25 protein-coding genes are annotated in these 13893 nt (G+C 46.6%); 2 read left to right on the forward strand and 23 right to left on the reverse strand.

Annotated elements, in window-relative coordinates; genetic code table 11:
• Positions 1-4: 4 nt before the first annotated feature.
• The 23 genes from C1A11_RS05870 to C1A11_RS05980 form a co-directional block, all read right to left on the reverse strand.
• Positions 5-1672, reverse strand: a complete 1668-nt coding sequence (locus C1A11_RS05870; protein ID WP_102049569.1) for a terminase TerL endonuclease subunit — start codon at positions 1670-1672, stop codon at positions 5-7.
• Positions 1656-1985, reverse strand: a complete 330-nt coding sequence (locus C1A11_RS05875; RefSeq protein WP_102049570.1) for a P27 family phage terminase small subunit — start codon at positions 1983-1985, stop codon at positions 1656-1658. Before C1A11_RS05875 ends, C1A11_RS05870 begins: the two co-directional genes overlap by 17 nt.
• 117 nt (positions 1986-2102) lie before the next feature.
• The gene (locus C1A11_RS05880; RefSeq protein WP_102049571.1) at positions 2103-2435 is read right to left on the reverse strand and encodes an HNH endonuclease; all 333 of its coding nucleotides are present in this window, start codon (positions 2433-2435) and stop codon (positions 2103-2105) included.
• A gap of 13 nt (positions 2436-2448) precedes the next feature.
• Positions 2449-3162, reverse strand: coding sequence for a DNA-methyltransferase (locus C1A11_RS05885; protein WP_102049572.1), 714 nt, complete (start codon positions 3160-3162; stop codon positions 2449-2451).
• A gap of 218 nt (positions 3163-3380) precedes the next feature.
• The gene (locus tag C1A11_RS05890) at positions 3381-3794 is read right to left on the reverse strand and encodes a hypothetical protein (RefSeq protein ID WP_102049573.1); all 414 of its coding nucleotides are present in this window, start codon (positions 3792-3794) and stop codon (positions 3381-3383) included.
• Positions 3795-3824: 30 nt separating this feature from the next.
• Positions 3825-4097, reverse strand: coding sequence for a hypothetical protein (locus C1A11_RS05895; protein WP_102049574.1), 273 nt, complete (start codon positions 4095-4097; stop codon positions 3825-3827).
• Complete coding sequence (locus C1A11_RS05900) at positions 4090-4443, reverse strand: HNH endonuclease (RefSeq protein WP_102049575.1); 354 nt, start codon at positions 4441-4443, stop codon at positions 4090-4092. The genes C1A11_RS05895 and C1A11_RS05900 overlap by 8 nt, the downstream gene beginning before the upstream one ends.
• 202 nt (positions 4444-4645) lie before the next feature.
• Complete coding sequence (locus C1A11_RS05905) at positions 4646-5047, reverse strand: hypothetical protein (RefSeq protein WP_102049576.1); 402 nt, start codon at positions 5045-5047, stop codon at positions 4646-4648.
• Positions 5035-5334 carry a hypothetical protein gene (locus C1A11_RS05910; protein WP_102049577.1) on the reverse strand — a complete coding sequence of 100 codons (300 nt, stop codon included), beginning with the start codon at positions 5332-5334 and terminating at the stop codon, positions 5035-5037. The genes C1A11_RS05905 and C1A11_RS05910 overlap by 13 nt, the downstream gene beginning before the upstream one ends.
• A 21-nt stretch (positions 5335-5355) precedes the next feature.
• On the reverse strand, positions 5356-5652 hold the full coding sequence (locus C1A11_RS05915; RefSeq protein ID WP_102049578.1) for an AbrB/MazE/SpoVT family DNA-binding domain-containing protein: 297 nt from the start codon (positions 5650-5652) through the stop codon (positions 5356-5358).
• A complete protein-coding gene (locus tag C1A11_RS05920) occupies positions 5649-6665 on the reverse strand; it encodes a hypothetical protein (protein ID WP_102049579.1) in 1017 nt (338 codons plus the stop codon). The genes C1A11_RS05915 and C1A11_RS05920 overlap by 4 nt, the downstream gene beginning before the upstream one ends.
• A 20-nt stretch (positions 6666-6685) precedes the next feature.
• Positions 6686-8692, reverse strand: coding sequence for a PcfJ domain-containing protein (locus C1A11_RS05925; protein WP_102049580.1), 2007 nt, complete (start codon positions 8690-8692; stop codon positions 6686-6688).
• A gap of 10 nt (positions 8693-8702) precedes the next feature.
• Positions 8703-9041, reverse strand: coding sequence for a hypothetical protein (locus C1A11_RS05930; RefSeq protein WP_102049581.1), 339 nt, complete (start codon positions 9039-9041; stop codon positions 8703-8705).
• 44 nt (positions 9042-9085) lie between these two features.
• Positions 9086-9523 (reverse strand): DUF1064 domain-containing protein, encoded by a 438-nt coding sequence (locus C1A11_RS05935; protein WP_102049582.1) that lies wholly within the window; start codon positions 9521-9523, stop codon positions 9086-9088.
• A 5-nt stretch (positions 9524-9528) separates the two neighbouring features.
• Complete coding sequence (locus tag C1A11_RS05940) at positions 9529-9783, reverse strand: hypothetical protein (RefSeq protein ID WP_102049583.1); 255 nt, start codon at positions 9781-9783, stop codon at positions 9529-9531.
• Between the two features lie 24 nt (positions 9784-9807).
• Positions 9808-10581, reverse strand: a complete 774-nt coding sequence (locus C1A11_RS05945) for a rolling circle replication-associated protein (protein ID WP_102049584.1) — start codon at positions 10579-10581, stop codon at positions 9808-9810.
• A 136-nt stretch (positions 10582-10717) separates the two neighbouring features.
• Positions 10718-11020: a hypothetical protein gene (locus C1A11_RS05950; protein ID WP_145995725.1), complete on the reverse strand. Its 303-nt coding sequence runs from the start codon at positions 11018-11020 to the stop codon at positions 10718-10720.
• Complete coding sequence (locus C1A11_RS13775; protein ID WP_102049586.1) at positions 10974-11216, reverse strand: hypothetical protein; 243 nt, start codon at positions 11214-11216, stop codon at positions 10974-10976. The genes C1A11_RS05950 and C1A11_RS13775 overlap by 47 nt, the downstream gene beginning before the upstream one ends.
• Complete coding sequence (locus C1A11_RS05960; RefSeq protein ID WP_242965850.1) at positions 11213-11815, reverse strand: 3D domain-containing protein; 603 nt, start codon at positions 11813-11815, stop codon at positions 11213-11215. The genes C1A11_RS13775 and C1A11_RS05960 overlap by 4 nt, the downstream gene beginning before the upstream one ends.
• Positions 11784-12038, reverse strand: coding sequence for a hypothetical protein (locus C1A11_RS05965; protein ID WP_102049587.1), 255 nt, complete (start codon positions 12036-12038; stop codon positions 11784-11786). The genes C1A11_RS05960 and C1A11_RS05965 overlap by 32 nt, the downstream gene beginning before the upstream one ends.
• Positions 12039-12045: 7 nt before the next feature.
• Complete coding sequence (locus C1A11_RS05970; protein WP_102049588.1) at positions 12046-12270, reverse strand: hypothetical protein; 225 nt, start codon at positions 12268-12270, stop codon at positions 12046-12048.
• Positions 12271-12403: 133 nt separating this feature from the next.
• The gene (locus tag C1A11_RS13780; protein WP_180950263.1) at positions 12404-12580 is read right to left on the reverse strand and encodes a BOW99_gp33 family protein; all 177 of its coding nucleotides are present in this window, start codon (positions 12578-12580) and stop codon (positions 12404-12406) included.
• A 46-nt stretch (positions 12581-12626) separates the two neighbouring features.
• Positions 12627-12821, reverse strand: a complete 195-nt coding sequence (locus C1A11_RS05980) for a helix-turn-helix domain-containing protein (RefSeq protein WP_102049590.1) — start codon at positions 12819-12821, stop codon at positions 12627-12629.
• 201 nt (positions 12822-13022) lie between these two features.
• Here C1A11_RS05980 and C1A11_RS05985 point away from each other — a divergent pair, with 201 nt between their 5' ends.
• The gene (locus C1A11_RS05985) at positions 13023-13454 is read left to right on the forward strand and encodes a helix-turn-helix domain-containing protein (protein ID WP_102049591.1); all 432 of its coding nucleotides are present in this window, start codon (positions 13023-13025) and stop codon (positions 13452-13454) included.
• A 5-nt stretch (positions 13455-13459) separates the two neighbouring features.
• Positions 13460-13882, forward strand: a complete 423-nt coding sequence (locus C1A11_RS05990; RefSeq protein WP_102049592.1) for an ImmA/IrrE family metallo-endopeptidase — start codon at positions 13460-13462, stop codon at positions 13880-13882.
• Positions 13883-13893: the final 11 nt, after the last annotated feature.

Below are 13893 nucleotides of genomic sequence, written 5' to 3' on the forward strand. Positions count from 1 at the left end.
CCTCCTAATAGCTGTAAACCTGTGCAGGTTCATATTCTCCGCTGTCGTCTTCGCAGTCCTGCAGGCTTTCGCTTGCACACACCGCCGAGACCAGCGCCATGAACCCATCGGTTTTGCGTGATTTCTTTTCTTTTTTGAGATAGTACATATTTCCATCATCGTTTGCCGTGACATAGGTATTATTGATATACCAGTTCATCAGCTCATTGTTTTCACCCCAGACAATTGATTGGTTAAGAAAAATGCTAGTGATTACCGGTGCCCAACGCATCACAGTAACGCGCTTTGTCAAAAGAATATTATTTCTCCCGCCCCGGTCAGTGTCAAAACCGCAGTTCTTGAGCGCTTTTGCAATCCAGGTGTAGCGGAAACCATCCATGCCAATATAGGAAATATCGTATGTTTCACCCATCTTTTCGAGCCACTCTGCCACAATGTCTGGTGATATTTCAGGGGCATCTACATAAGTAAGCAAGCCCATCTCTGCCCATTTATCCAGTGGTGCTTTGATAGCTGGAAGATCATACGAAGCACGGCACACCCAAGTGTGCGAAAGCCAATAATAGATGCCGTCTTTTTTGAAAAGCAACCCAGCTGCCACAAAGTCGGTTGTTTTGGCATAGTCGATGCCCGCGACGCAAGGCATACCGCGCAGGTCTGGCAGAGGCTTATTTGCAGCGAGAATATTTGACCATTCGGTAACATCGTCCTCTAAGCGTTCCGGCGGCAAGTTCATCCGCTTGGACATAAAAGAAGCAGCAGCCGATGGCTTTTGCTTGTAAGAGGCATACTCCGAAATAAGCTGTTGCATTAATACTGGAAAGTGGGTTAAAGAAGGATTGGCCTTGTGCCACATAAGAGGATTGTCTACTTCGTCCGGACTGTCTAACCGACAGATGAATGGGAGAAGTCCACCGTCGTCCTGCCCCCGGTGGAGAATGTCTTCCGCCAAACGCTTCAAATCATCCAAGGGGCCGCCTCGGATATTTCCATCTGTGGTGATAATTGTTTTGCGTGGGAATTCTTTTTTGCCAAGTCCGGTGGTGGCCGTGTCTACCATGCGGTAATCTTCATAGGCGTGATATTCGTCAAAAACAACCGCACCCGGCCTGCCACCGTCTTTGGTTTTAAAGCCAGACGTGCGAAACCGGATTCGACTCTTTGTTTTCTTATTTGTGATGCACTCACTGTTCCAGTGAAAGTATTTTTCCAGTGTTCCTTTATGAGCGTCCAGAACATCGCGTACATCGTCTGGACTGGTTCTGGCTTGATCTTCACTGGTGGCAAAAATATCGACATCATATTTAGGAACACCGTTAATTGGTGTAATCCAGCAGAAACTTTCAAAAGCGAGATATCCATTTTTACCAGCGCCACGACCTACCAATGCCAAAAGGTTAGGCCAGCGCAGCAGACCACTTTCACGCCAATAAGTACAATTGTGAAGAGTAAAAACGAAAATCTCCCACGAAAGCAATTTGAAAGGGAAGTACTTCTGCTGTGCCAAATACCGGTGAAGTTGGTCTTCATCAATATAAATATCTTGAGTATTGAAGCAATGCTCTACATGGTCACACAACGCAATTTGGTCTTTACACTGCGGCACAGTGGCTGCCCTGACATATGCGATATAGTTGGCAACTTCGGGTGGTAGTTTAACCAAGGTCGCCATCTGCCTCACTGCCGGAGCCGCCGGCGATCTTTTCGGTACTCAGTCCCATAGAGGAAATAATAGCGAGCATTTGGCGCGAATATACGATTGCATTTTTCACCGACGGATTCTCCTTTTCGTACTCTTTGCCCGCTGCTGAATAAGCGGTATACGTGTGCCCTCGCGCTGCAATATCGTGCTTCATATGCTCAAGCTGTTTAAAGAAAAAGACGTAATCTTCAATCATTGAACGATATAAATCAACATCTGCACCTTTGCTTTTTAGCTGCTGTGTCAGCGATTCTCGGATTCTTTTTTCTGAAAATTTGGCCATATTCTACCTACCTCCTTCTCAATTTTTTCTCACGCGCGCGAGAAACCGGAACACGGTACCCCTCTCTTTCCCGTTCTGCCCATGCTGGCCGCTTTTTGAATTATTTGACCGGGGGGACTACCATTTTTCATCATTCCACTTGCTTTTTGGGACAGATTTGGGCGCTTTGTGGTGTCTTTGATAATGGCACTCATCGCACAATGCAGTAAGGTTGCTTTTAGTCAATGCCAGCCAAGGAAACTTGCGGAGCGGCTTCTCGTGGTGCACCGTGGTGGCGGGTGTGTAGAGTCCTTTGGTCCTACAGTCCTGGCATTCATAATGCTGTTCTTTCAAAACCAATGCTCGAAGGTGAACCCACGGCTTACAGATATAAAAGCCGTGAATGTTATCCGCTGCCACTAATTCTTGTATCCAACGTGTGAGCCCTTCTGGTGTGTACCGCTGATTCATAGACCTCTGTTTCCTATCTCGTTTTGGCAATGTTGAAATACTCTTTGTCGAGTTCAAATCCTACATACTCGCGGCCAGCGTTTATTGCAGCAACTTTGGTTGTTCCGCTGCCCATACAACAATCAAGAACAAGCTGTCCCGGTTCGGTGTATGTCCGGATGAGATACTCGAACAGAGCAACCGGCTTTTGTGTAGGATGTAGCCCGTCACGCTGGCAAGCGAATGTGAGTATTTGGCGCGGATAATTTGTGTATCTGCTGGTATATGGCTTTCCGAGCGTTGTGCGATACACATAATCACCGGAGTCTTTTCTCCCTGACTGCATTTTTGGATTTGAAATCGCAATGAGCCCTTGCGGATTGTAAGTGGGCGTTTTCCTGTAGAACACAACAACATCCTCAACGCAGCGCAACGGTTGGTATTTTGCAAATGGAAAGCCTGTTACTTGGTTTTTATGCCAGTACCACAGGTATTTAAAATGCCGCCTGTTGCTGTTGATTAAATCTGTTGTGAAAGGCTGGGCCGCAGTGAATACCATTGCTCCGTTTGGCTTCACGACTCGATTGAGCTGTTTCCATAACTGGTCAAACGGTATGATGCTATCCCACCGGCAGTCTGTTGTGCCATATGGCAAGTCGGTTAGCAGCATGTCCACCGAATTGTCCGGCAGCAGACTCATGCCTGCAATACAATCCATGTTGTAAATTTGATTCCTGTAATTCTCCATGTCGTCCTCCTATCAAGTGCGACCGGAACTACAACGAGCGAAATTCCCCAGCGCCGCCTCATGCAGCTGCGCGCTGGCATAAAAATACCTGCCGCGAGGAAACGACAGGTATATAAGCGGGTGGAGGTTAACCCGCAAAATAGAAAACCGCCTGCGGTTTCCCGTGTGGCGGTTTTTTCTATGCTATAAGTTTACTACCTTTTTTTGGCTCTAGGATATCAACCTGCTTCTTCGAGCAGTCCAAAGTTCTGTGCAACCAGTCGAATGAACTCGCCATGCCAGCGAATAACGGTAGGCTCTGAGCTGTGTACTTCCATGGCTGCGCCCACTAATCTATGCGTCCGGTCCCAGTACACGAGCTTTATTACTTTGATGCGCGCTTCACCATCGCTATAAGTCTTTGTGGTCTCTATGGCGTTGTGCACAGCATTATACTCTATCTGGTTTACTGTTGACATTTGCCGAAGAGCAGCCGCGGCTGTTGGATCTGATATCCCGGCACCGTGCGGCATCCCGCTGAACTGCGTGGTAATTTTCGTTTGTTTTAGCTCCTCGTATTCTGCTGCAAGTGCCGGGTATCTTCGAATCATTCCCTTTATGTACGGCCACCAGTCATACCGTGGTTTACTCAATTTGTCATCTTCCTCTCTGCTGCGATTTCATCAATGGTTGGCATCCTGTTCGCTTTCAACAAAATCAGACTTATTGACATACTCAACCAAACATTTGTTTTCCCCAGTTAACATTATTTGCAGAACAACTATTTCTTTGCTTTCATAACTTCCGTTTAGGCGAGGTGACTTGTCTAAAAACACATATGAATCTTTTTCTATTGTTCTAACGCAGATTTTACTTTTGGGGTGTGATTTTCTCAATGTTCCGCTAACGGCGTTTATGTTGTATGAAAACTGATTGTTGAGATTTGTGTTAAACATTGGCTGCCTCCTGTTCAAAGTAGAAAACAACTTTATGTGGCGTTTCAGTAACCTGCCCAAACCGCACGGCATTCCGGTATGTATAGCAGTCGCGTGCCAGCGTCTTTGTGGTTGCTTCAAGCTGCTTGCGCCATTCTCCTAGGCTGCTGGCCCGCTTGTAATGGTTGCAGCTCCGGCACGCAGGCATCATGTTTTCAACATCGTCAGCGCCGCCATTATAAAGAGGCACTAGATGATCAACCTGCATATCTTTGTACTCAATCGCACTACCGCAATATGCACAGCGACCGCGATACTTTTCATACACCCGCTGCCGGATTTGTTTAGGAATCGCTTTCCGCTGCATTGTGGGCCTCCTTTGGTAAACGCTCTCCCTTTCTGCGCCTCAGACTGCATTCCGGGCAGAAGCACTTTTTAATAGTGCCGGTCCATCCATCATTTCTCAACGAGATCATTTCTTCTCTTGGATGATACATTATTTCGTCAAATCCAGTTCCGCATCCATCACAAGTGACAGATGAATAATACTGCTGAGTAATAGGCACTATTCAGCCCTCCTGTTCTTTCAGCGCGGCTTCGGAGCGGTATCCACAGTAGTCTTCAAGCTCGCACCCAAACGGCAACGGTTCACCAAATAAACCCACATCGGGCGGATTGTAAAACCTGCATGGTGGTATTCCAGTAGTACAGTCGCCAGCACAATCTTTTTCACAAATTTGAAGATATGCGTACGCTATATCTTCAACTGCGAGTTCCGGCTCTGCGTCGCGGTATGCGGCCAGCTCTTTAAACGCAGCAGCGCACTCTTCCGGGGTGTGTTCGGTACGCTCATAAGCTGCAAGCCGATCTATTGGATCACCTGTGAAAACTGTTGCCGTGTCATAATCCTGCTGCAATATATCTTGAGCATAACAGCCTCCGTTATAGTCTTCCCACGTCAATCTTTCCAAGTTGATTCCTCCTTTACGATTGAGCTTCCGGTTCTTGGCGGCGCCGGGCAGCAGGGCAGCCCAAAACCTCCGTATTTTTCATATTTGATAAGTTCGTTGTAAACCTTGTTTGGTGTTTTGATGCAATCAATGCCGCTCGTATAAATTGATTTCTTTTTCCCACATTTCTGGCACTCGAAAATATACGTGGTGTCATAACAAGCTGATTGGTTATCTTCTTTCCACGATGCGCCCCTAGTAGCCCATTCATGGCTGCAAAAAATGCGCTTAATCACGTCTTTAATCATATATCCTCCTTTTATCCGGCATCACAGCACCTTCTCCTCACAATTAGAAAGGATTTTTTGCAGACTCTCTTGCACTTCCAACAGCTCTTTTGATTTTTGGGCATCAGGCTCTAAATGAACAAGCCCATCAATGGCCGCAAAGGCGGTGGCTACAATATCCGACGCGCTGTGTTCAAATTTTGTTATGATTATGTTTTTGCCGTCGGCGAAAAACTCCACAGGATCGCCCGGCCGGATACCAAAGTTTCGGCACAGTTCTTTCGGTATAACAAGTCGCCCCATTTCATCAATTTTTCTTACAATACCTGTTGTTTTCATTGCATGCCCTCCAGAATGGCCGTAAGTGCTTTTTTGAGCGCCCGGCGCAACTTCTCTGCCTGCTCGGCTTGCCCCTTTTGCTGCATCTGCTCAAGCAGCCCGTCCATTTTACATTTGGCTTGTTGCAGCTGGTCAAAGTAGAGTGCAAATGCGGTGCTTTCAGTGCTGGCGGCGAGTTCAAGCTTCTTTTCAAGCTGTGCTGCCCGCTCTTCCGCTGCTTCCTTTTCTTTTGCTGCGGCTTCTACTTGCTGCCGCAAATCTTCCGCTGCCTTTTCCGCTTCTTTTCGCCCCTCGGCTTTTGCATCGCCTATGGCCTTTTTCGTAGCTGCATCAATCTTTTTTTGCAGGGCAGCGTCCGCGGCTTCCTTGGCTTTCTTTTGCGCATCGGCCAGCTCACGCTTGTGGATTACGTCCAGTTCTTTGCGTACGTCCTGTTCTGCCTGTGCTTTTAAATCCTCATAAGATTCGGCATTGCTTTCGGTCTGGCTTTCTGCTTCCAATCTGGCTTTTTCAACCGCTGCTTGCAAATCTTCGGCAGTATAAAGCACTTCACCCGGCTCTTTTTCTTTGAGCGCCTTATTTTCTTCCTGCAGGAAGTTCAGCTGCTCGGTAGCCTTGTTGTACTTGGCCACTAATTCTTTCACCTCTGCGGCCGACATGGTTGCCAGGTCCTCGGTGGAAATCACTTCGTCCCGATCAGTGGGGGAAAGCTGTGCAATCAATTGCAATTTAGTGATTCCGATAGAAGCATGCTCGGACATAATGACCGGGCCGTTGCGCTCAAGGGCTTGTATGTAGTTATAGGCCATGCGCTTTTTAATTCCCACTGCACCCTCTACATAGCTATCGAAATCGGTGTAGCCCAGTTCCTCATACAGGCATTTGTCCCGCATTTCCTTGAGTTCCTGGCAGAAATCCAGCAGGGCAGAAGCCATAATCTGCCCGCTGGTCATAATTCGCTTATGGAGTTCCACCGCTTCGGTGTATTTTTCAGTTACCTGTAAGTCGTTCATAATATCCTCCTTGTTTTAAGTCATGCGGCTTTCTTGCCTTTTCTTCTCGATAGCTCTTTCAGCCATTGCCGTACAAACTGTGTTACTTCTGCCGGTGGTTCGCAATTTTTAAATCCTCTGTTTTGCCTCACAGTTTGCCGCTTTTCATCAAACTCAAGCGTAAAATACGGTTCTTCTGGATTTGATAGTTTCCGGATAAAGAAAATTGCCGTTTCTCCGCCAGCATGGTCCTGCACATATCCGGCTACACAATGGTCTAGCTTTGTGCCTTCCTCAACGAATTCCTTTGCTGATTGTGCTGGCCGAATAAGATACTCTTCATTTGAAAAAGCAAACTGTTCAAGTTCTTTTGCTCTTTTGGATACGGCCTGCTCATAAGCTTTGACTCCGAGTGTTTTGATAACAATAGCCACGCGGTCGTGCATTTCTTTTAAATGCGATGGATAGTGCAGGGTTTCTTTTTCTAAATCGTAGTTGAGCTTTTTTGCGTCCCGCATATAATCTCCCCATAGCATCAGTATTCCGGTGGGTGATAGGTTCTCTTTTTTTGACTGGCGCTCGATGTAGCGGATGGCCTTTTTTAAATTTTTTCCGGCCACGAAATCAAACCGTTGCTTGCTATACGTGTTGCACATGATTTCATCAATCACATGCAGCTCTTCTTCTGTTATGTCCCACCCTTCGTCCTTGGCCTTTTTGTAGTAAAGAAGTGCGGTACCGTTCCAACTGTTTTCCATCGCTCGGTTGATTTCTTCTTTGTTAAGCCCTAGGATTTCAGAAGGCTTTAGTTTTTTAAAATCCGCTGCCTTATTAAGTACCTGACTGCCATATGCTTTTTCACGGACTAGCTTGAGCATGCCTATGTGGAGCAAATTCTCTAGCCCCGGTGCTTTTAAGTAGGCCGCGCAATATTCCATTGCGCCCATCCACCGAACTTCCTTGTTTTGCATCTGCGATACATAGTCCCAAACGTGCGAATTTTCTAATACAGTGCCTTTGAGTGTGTCCTCGGTCAATTCTTGCGCAACTACATATGGTTTGTTTTCTCTTAACTTCTGCCTTAGGGACCAATCATCTACAGGGTACTTTTGCCCCATATAGCCTGCTTCCCACTTCGCAAAGAAAAAAGCTTCTTTGGGTGTGAATATGTAGAGTTCGCTTTCTTGGCCTAATACTGTATCCTCGATTTTGTAGTTCTTTTGTTTTTTGCGGGGATTTTCAGAAGTGATATATAAATCTCTTTCTATGTGATACCCAACCGCGAATGCTACTTCTCCGCTGGTATAATAGCGAATGGCATCTAATTTATCGTGCCAACCGTTTTTCATTTTCGACGGAGTAATCATATTCGCTTCAATTCCACACTCAGGGCAGGTGCAGGTATTTCCGTTTGCCCATGCAAAATCAATCTGTGTGCGCTGTTTGCAGCGCGTACAATATGCTTCGGTGTACGGTTCCCATTCATTTGTGAGGGGATTTCTTTCATGTTCTACCCAGTAAATGATATTGGCTTTTGACTGGTGCTTTTCTGCCAGTGCAACTAAATCTTCGTGCGATATCTGCGGAATTGGCCCCAGCTTACGGAGAGCTTCTTTCGCTCTGCTTTCTTTAGCACTATACTGTTCTGCTTCCTGCGTTCTTTGCAGCAATCGTTGTAGGGAATCGATGCTCGCTGCATCTATTACCCACAGGAAATTCGGAAACATTGCTTTTATCGCTTTTATTGCATTGTTAGTTACCGAGCAATTTCTGCGATTGACACTGTCCTGTATGCACTCAAGAGATATTTTGTCTAAGTTTTTTCTTGTCCACTTTTGTTCCTCTAGGCTGTAGCTTATCCAGTTGCTTTCTGACAAGAACACTCGAAGCACTGGCTGCTGCTCTACTGCATAGTACAATGTCACCACCAATATACGCTCTGATTTCTTTCCGTGTATAAAGGCATCCAAGAGGAGAAGCTTGTCAGTCTCCGGGCTTGGCATTTTGCGCATTGCTATCTGCAATAGGTCTTTTTTTATAAATTTCATGGCGCACCTCCTACATGAAATCAAGCAGGTTAATTGGTGTCGCCTTGCGATTTGATTGGCTTTCTTTTCCGAGTCCGTAGAATTCCCGAATAATTCGGTCTGCTTCTTGTGGTGGGCAGCATCCTTGTGAACCTTCTTTGTGTGCTAAAGCATATTCCGCAATTTTCTTTTCTGCATCCCCTATGCCCATTCCACTGCGCTCTAGATCATGCAAAACAATGTCGGCTTGTTCCGGTGTTCCGTTGCGGACGATATCTTTGAGTTGCTCTCCGACATAAAATGCATTGTTTTTGGTTTTTAACGCCGTTTGCTGCGCTTTTATTAGCGCGATAGTTCTTTCAATACTCACTTGCAAAACCTCCATTTTGTGTTGTGATGCATTTGATTGCAAAATCAATTTTTGTCTGTCACAATCTCGCGCCAGAGCCATCCGCTGGGCCGAGCATACCGCTCGATGAAAAGCCGACGGCGTAATGTGTAATCGCGGGATTTCCTCTTTGTGAATTTGCTTTTGATTTCCACTACTTCAATTGTTCCGCTGCGGTAGTGAAGTACAAAGTCCGGCTTGAATACCGCTGCCGGGAATTTCTTACCACAAAACTCCGCTGCCGGATACAGCTCAAACTCTCGGTGTAGTTCGCATTGGGCAATGGTGCCATTGTGCAGCCCGGGCAAAACCTCGGCCAGATAAAACTCGCGCTCGCCGTTGCTGTCAAAAGCATCTTTGGGCAGCTTTGCAGGTGGTACGCTTTTCCGCTGCTGCCCGGCGGCAAGCTGGCGGGCAATTTGCCGTTGTGCATCTGGACCGAGGCGGCTTATATCAATTCCCATTTGGCTTACCTTGATTTGCGAGATGCTCTTTTCTTGCGCAGCAGCACAATCTGGTCGAGCTTAAAGCATTCTCGGTAAAGCACCTTGTACTCTGCGGAACGCTTGTCCGGGAATTCCACGGTTACAAACCTGCCGAGCGGGTGGATAAATACCACGGTTCCGATGGTCGGCTTTTCTGTGGCCGCTTCAAATTTGCCGAGCGGTGCTTTCGCGTTTTCGGGGCGGATAACCCGCACCTTTGCGTCTGTTTTCAGTTTCATGGATATGTACCTCCAAATTTTTTGTTATACAGCAGGGAAGTCCTCGAAATTCTCTTCCGCTGCTCGTTCCCATGGAATCAGCCGGTAGAACTGGCAGGGCAGGCCGTTGAGCGGGTTTTCATAGTTCTTTACGCCGCTGCCGTCGCCAACTGTTTTGTCTATGTAATAGCCTTTTTTCGCCTTAGGCTCCTTAGCCCATTCTGATGCGGATACTTTGATTGTTTTAACTGTCGGTTTATCCAGATTTGTAGAAGCAATCCAGCGGCGCTGATGCCTACCGGCACGATCTTTTCTGTGCTTGGTTTCCTTGATGAAGTAGTAAGCCAGGTTGGCAAGGTGCTGAGTGTCTCGAATCGGTGTTCCTCGCAATGTGCCGAATTCCCGCCACATTTTTTGCAATGGCCGGATGTCTGCGTCTGGAATAATCATGTGATGGTGAATTGCCGTGCTTTCGTACTCTGTAACATAGATGTATTTGAGTTCGTTTCCCAATGTCTTTTTAAAGTACTCCCGCATTTTTGTGACCTGCTTTTTAAACACTTCCTTTGCTTGTTCTGGCGCAGGCCTTCTTTGCGGGCGGTAGGTGAATACCAGATGCCAGTCATTTGCTTTGAAGTTCGTGAAAAGCAATAGTCGGAGCTTTTGTTCTGCATTGGCATCGTTGACCTTCTCCACATCCAGTGGGGTAGGATTGCTGTTTTCAGAACGTGCGATGCCTTTCAGTCCATACCTTGCTGAGTATGTTTTCTTTACTTCGATGATGCCCCCGGCATTATAGATTTTCTTGATGTACGGCACAGTGCCGTGACCCCCTTTCAGATTCCAGTTATTAATACTTGAACCTAGGCAAACAGCGGCTTTGCGCCGCTTGCAAGGAATAGAAAAGGGTGGTATAATATTCTTAAATAAGGCGAATATATCCCACCCGAGTCCTTCACGGTTGCAGCCGTGAGGGGCTCACTTTTTTTGTGCTTTTTTCTTGGAAGTGCTGCTCCAGTGCTTTGAGTGCGATATCGCTGAGCATTTCCAGCTCAAACTCGGTGCGCTCTATATCGCTGGGCGGAAAACGAGCTTGTCCCTTTTTGGCAATCCGCCAGTTGTCATATAGCTGGTGCATTGTGGGATGCGATAGGTTGAGTAAGTAGTAGGGGAGCGGGTTGCGTTCTCGCCGTGCACTTTTCGCGAACATTTCACTGCGTTCCTGCAGGATTTCCGCTGCCAGTTCCTTTCTGGTCATTTGCAACGCTCCTTTCGATATGGGTTTCTGATATGTAGATGCATCGCCCGTTGTCGAGCTGTACCAAACAGCGCTTTGGTGCGCGTTCCAGAATGCTGCCGCCAGAGTAGATGGCACCTTTCATGCCGCGAAAGCATCCAGAGCTGATGTACACCCGGTCGCCGGGCTTGAATTTGTTTTTGAAAAAGCGGCTCACTGCTGCACCCCCTCGGAGAGTAGATATACTTTGTGTGGTCCGTAGCCTTGCCAGTGCAAAGCGTTTTCGTGTGTATCCACAGCAACATCTAGCTTGTTTTGCTTAACCTTGCTGCCGATGTCCTGTGCTTGTCGGATGCCCACACCTTCGATATAGAGCCAGCTGCCGAGTGGTATCACTTCCGGGTCTACCGCTACACTAACGCCAGCAGTTACAGGCGCACCGCTTGCGGTGATACCGTCGCCGGTGCCGCAGATATGCGGGTAAGCTTCGCAGCAATATGCGGTGCAATCAAATTCACCGAGGTATTCAACCTCAACAGGTGTGGCCTGTTGAAAAGTCATGGTTTCCGCTGCTGGGGTTTCTTTTTGTTGAATCGTGAGCCGCTCGATAGTGGCGTTTGCAGAATCAAGCAATACTTTTTGCGTCTGCAAACCGTTTGCAATGACAAATCCGAGCAATAGCACGACACCGGCCATGCCAGCAGCGTAAAAGGAAAGCCGCTCGGCACGATGCCGCTCGGCTTGGTAGGCGGTGCGGTATTTGCGCGCCAGTAATTCGTCCGTGCTACACGGTTTTGAGGGATTTTGTGTATTCATTTGCGACCCTTTCTACATCTTTACGCAGCTTGTCCGCTGCTGCAGGGATGCCGTACTGCTCCGGCTCTGCATGGAGCGTGCGATTGATGCGGTCGGCAAAATCGCAGAGCATTTCCGAAAGCTGTAAGCCGTTTGGGTTTGCGTGGTCGGTGTTGACCTCGGCATTGCAGTTACCCAAGTTGTCCACAAAAATATTGATTGAGCCTAATTCTTTGACTGCCATATGTACCTCACTTTCTTTTGTTTTTGGCCGCGCGTAATAGCTCTTGAATCGCAAACTTTTTGCCCATCGCGAAAAGCAGTGTGGCGTTTGTGATTTTTCCATGAAGGCGGCTTTGCGCATTGTCGGTGCGGTCGAACAACTCTTGCAGTTCTTGCGGTGTGCAATGCGCGTAATAAATTAAGTAATGGTGACGCGCCTGTTCAAAAGCAGATAGCTCTTTTGTTTGGGGCATCGGGGCACCTCTTCTCATGAGTTGTGCTTGTCCATTGTTGCGGGTTGCGCTCTACCTATTGCTGTAGCAGGTTTTAACGTTTTCCGCTAAAACTGTCCTTTATGAATCGGTAATGTGATAGCATCAGAGCGTTTCATTCTGCACACTGTGCAGTTTCCTTTTTGCGTCTGATTTCTGCTCCCCTGCGCATCATGTCGAGCATGATGTTTTTCACCTCTACAGGAAGATGGTGGTTTTCACCTATATATGTAGATAAATCGTCGCAGATGGTCCCATCGGCCATAATGTTTATTATTGTTACACCTTCCATGTAAATCACCTCCAGACAGTATATGAACGAGCGTTTGTCCATCTTGCTAATCGATATTCCTTGCTGCGATTAATTCATCCACAGCCTTACGGAACGTTTGCTCTGCATTTGCAGGGCTGCGCTTACCATTCAGAATCGCACTTACATATTTGGGGTGGAGCTTAAGGTATGCAGCTAATTCGTTTTGCGTGATTTTGCCATGCATTTTACCTACAATTTCGCCAGTCCATTGTGCAGGCATACAAAAGTCAACTCCTTTCTTGTTAAATGTTGACCTAGGTAATCAAAAGTGATATTATCGATATGCAAACAAGGATAATAACAATGATTACTTTGGTCATCGTTGCAATGTCATTATATGACTACTTTTGTAGTCAGTCAATGATAAAGTGATGACTTTTGTAATCTTTGTTGTTGTGCACAAAGATTGGAGAAGTAAATTATGTTTTATGACAGATTTGCAAAGCTGTGTAAATCAAAAGGCGTATCGGACAATAAAGCTTGTATTGCTATCGGCGTTAACCGTTCAGCTGTAGCTAAATGGAAACAAGGTGGAACTCCGAATGGCACAACTCTGTCTAAAATGGCTGATTACTTTGGCGTTACAGTAGACTATCTTTTAAACGGCGAACAAAATGAAAAGCCCGCCGCAAAAAGCGACGGGCTTACGAGTAAAGACAAGCGTGACATTGCGCGAGATTTAGAAAAAATCATGGCCGAAATAGAAAGCACAGAAACAGTCATGTTTGATGGTGATCCGGCTACCGATGCAGCAAAGGAAACACTGCGTAATGCAATTGCAATGGGCTTGGAATACGCAAAAAAATTAAATAAAGAAACTTATACACCGAAAAAATACCGAAAAGAGGAGTGACCTTCGTGGAGATATGCAAGGCACTTACGAAAAAATATAAAACCAATGACCCCTTTCAACTTTGCGAAGAATTACATATTGTGGTTATGTCTATGCCCATGGAAGATATACGGGGACTTTTCATGCGGTTAAAACGTCGTAACATCATCTGGTTAGACCAATCACTGGATGAAAGGGAGCGGCGCTTTGTATGCGCCCATGAGTTAGGCCACTTTATGCTTCATAAACATATCAATAGAACTTTTTTAGATACTAAAACCTTTATGAAAACAAGCAGCTATGAAAAAGAGGCTGATTTATTTGCGTGCTGCCTATTGCACCCGGACTCTTGCCTTGAAGAATACGAAGGGTGGACGGTAGAGCAAATAGCTTCTTTTTGGGGTATGCCTGAGGAACCGGTGAGGAAGAGGTTTAGTTTTCAACAGTAGCACCCTAATTT

It is taken from the genome of Pygmaiobacter massiliensis, from assembly GCF_900199435.1.
Classification (GTDB): Bacteria; Bacillota; Clostridia; order Oscillospirales; family Ruminococcaceae; genus Pygmaiobacter; species Pygmaiobacter massiliensis.

Coding starts and splice junctions, on each gene's coding strand:
- C1A11_RS05870 (WP_102049569.1), bottom strand. CDS start 1,672: ATGGCGACCTTGGTTAAACTACCACCCGAAGTTGCCAACTATATCGCA.
- C1A11_RS05875 (WP_102049570.1), bottom strand. CDS start 1,985: ATGGCCAAATTTTCAGAAAAAAGAATCCGAGAATCGCTGACACAGCAG.
- C1A11_RS05880 (WP_102049571.1), bottom strand. CDS start 2,435: ATGAATCAGCGGTACACACCAGAAGGGCTCACACGTTGGATACAAGAA.
- C1A11_RS05885 (WP_102049572.1), bottom strand. CDS start 3,162: ATGGAGAATTACAGGAATCAAATTTACAACATGGATTGTATTGCAGGC.
- C1A11_RS05895 (WP_102049574.1), bottom strand. CDS start 4,097: ATGTTTAACACAAATCTCAACAATCAGTTTTCATACAACATAAACGCC.
- C1A11_RS05900 (WP_102049575.1), bottom strand. CDS start 4,443: ATGCAGCGGAAAGCGATTCCTAAACAAATCCGGCAGCGGGTGTATGAA.
- C1A11_RS05910 (WP_102049577.1), bottom strand. CDS start 5,334: ATGATTAAAGACGTGATTAAGCGCATTTTTTGCAGCCATGAATGGGCT.
- C1A11_RS05915 (WP_102049578.1), bottom strand. CDS start 5,652: ATGAAAACAACAGGTATTGTAAGAAAAATTGATGAAATGGGGCGACTT.
- C1A11_RS05920 (WP_102049579.1), bottom strand. CDS start 6,665: ATGAACGACTTACAGGTAACTGAAAAATACACCGAAGCGGTGGAACTC.
- C1A11_RS05925 (WP_102049580.1), bottom strand. CDS start 8,692: ATGAAATTTATAAAAAAAGACCTATTGCAGATAGCAATGCGCAAAATG.
- C1A11_RS05935 (WP_102049582.1), bottom strand. CDS start 9,523: ATGGGAATTGATATAAGCCGCCTCGGTCCAGATGCACAACGGCAAATT.
- C1A11_RS05940 (WP_102049583.1), bottom strand. CDS start 9,783: ATGAAACTGAAAACAGACGCAAAGGTGCGGGTTATCCGCCCCGAAAAC.
- C1A11_RS05950 (WP_145995725.1), bottom strand. CDS start 11,020: ATGACCAGAAAGGAACTGGCAGCGGAAATCCTGCAGGAACGCAGTGAA.
- C1A11_RS05960 (WP_242965850.1), bottom strand. CDS start 11,815: ATGAATACACAAAATCCCTCAAAACCGTGTAGCACGGACGAATTACTG.
- C1A11_RS05965 (WP_102049587.1), bottom strand. CDS start 12,038: ATGGCAGTCAAAGAATTAGGCTCAATCAATATTTTTGTGGACAACTTG.
- C1A11_RS05970 (WP_102049588.1), bottom strand. CDS start 12,270: ATGCCCCAAACAAAAGAGCTATCTGCTTTTGAACAGGCGCGTCACCAT.
- C1A11_RS13780 (WP_180950263.1), bottom strand. CDS start 12,580: ATGGAAGGTGTAACAATAATAAACATTATGGCCGATGGGACCATCTGC.
- C1A11_RS05980 (WP_102049590.1), bottom strand. CDS start 12,821: ATGCCTGCACAATGGACTGGCGAAATTGTAGGTAAAATGCATGGCAAA.
- C1A11_RS05985 (WP_102049591.1), top strand. CDS start 13,023: ATGTTTTATGACAGATTTGCAAAGCTGTGTAAATCAAAAGGCGTATCG.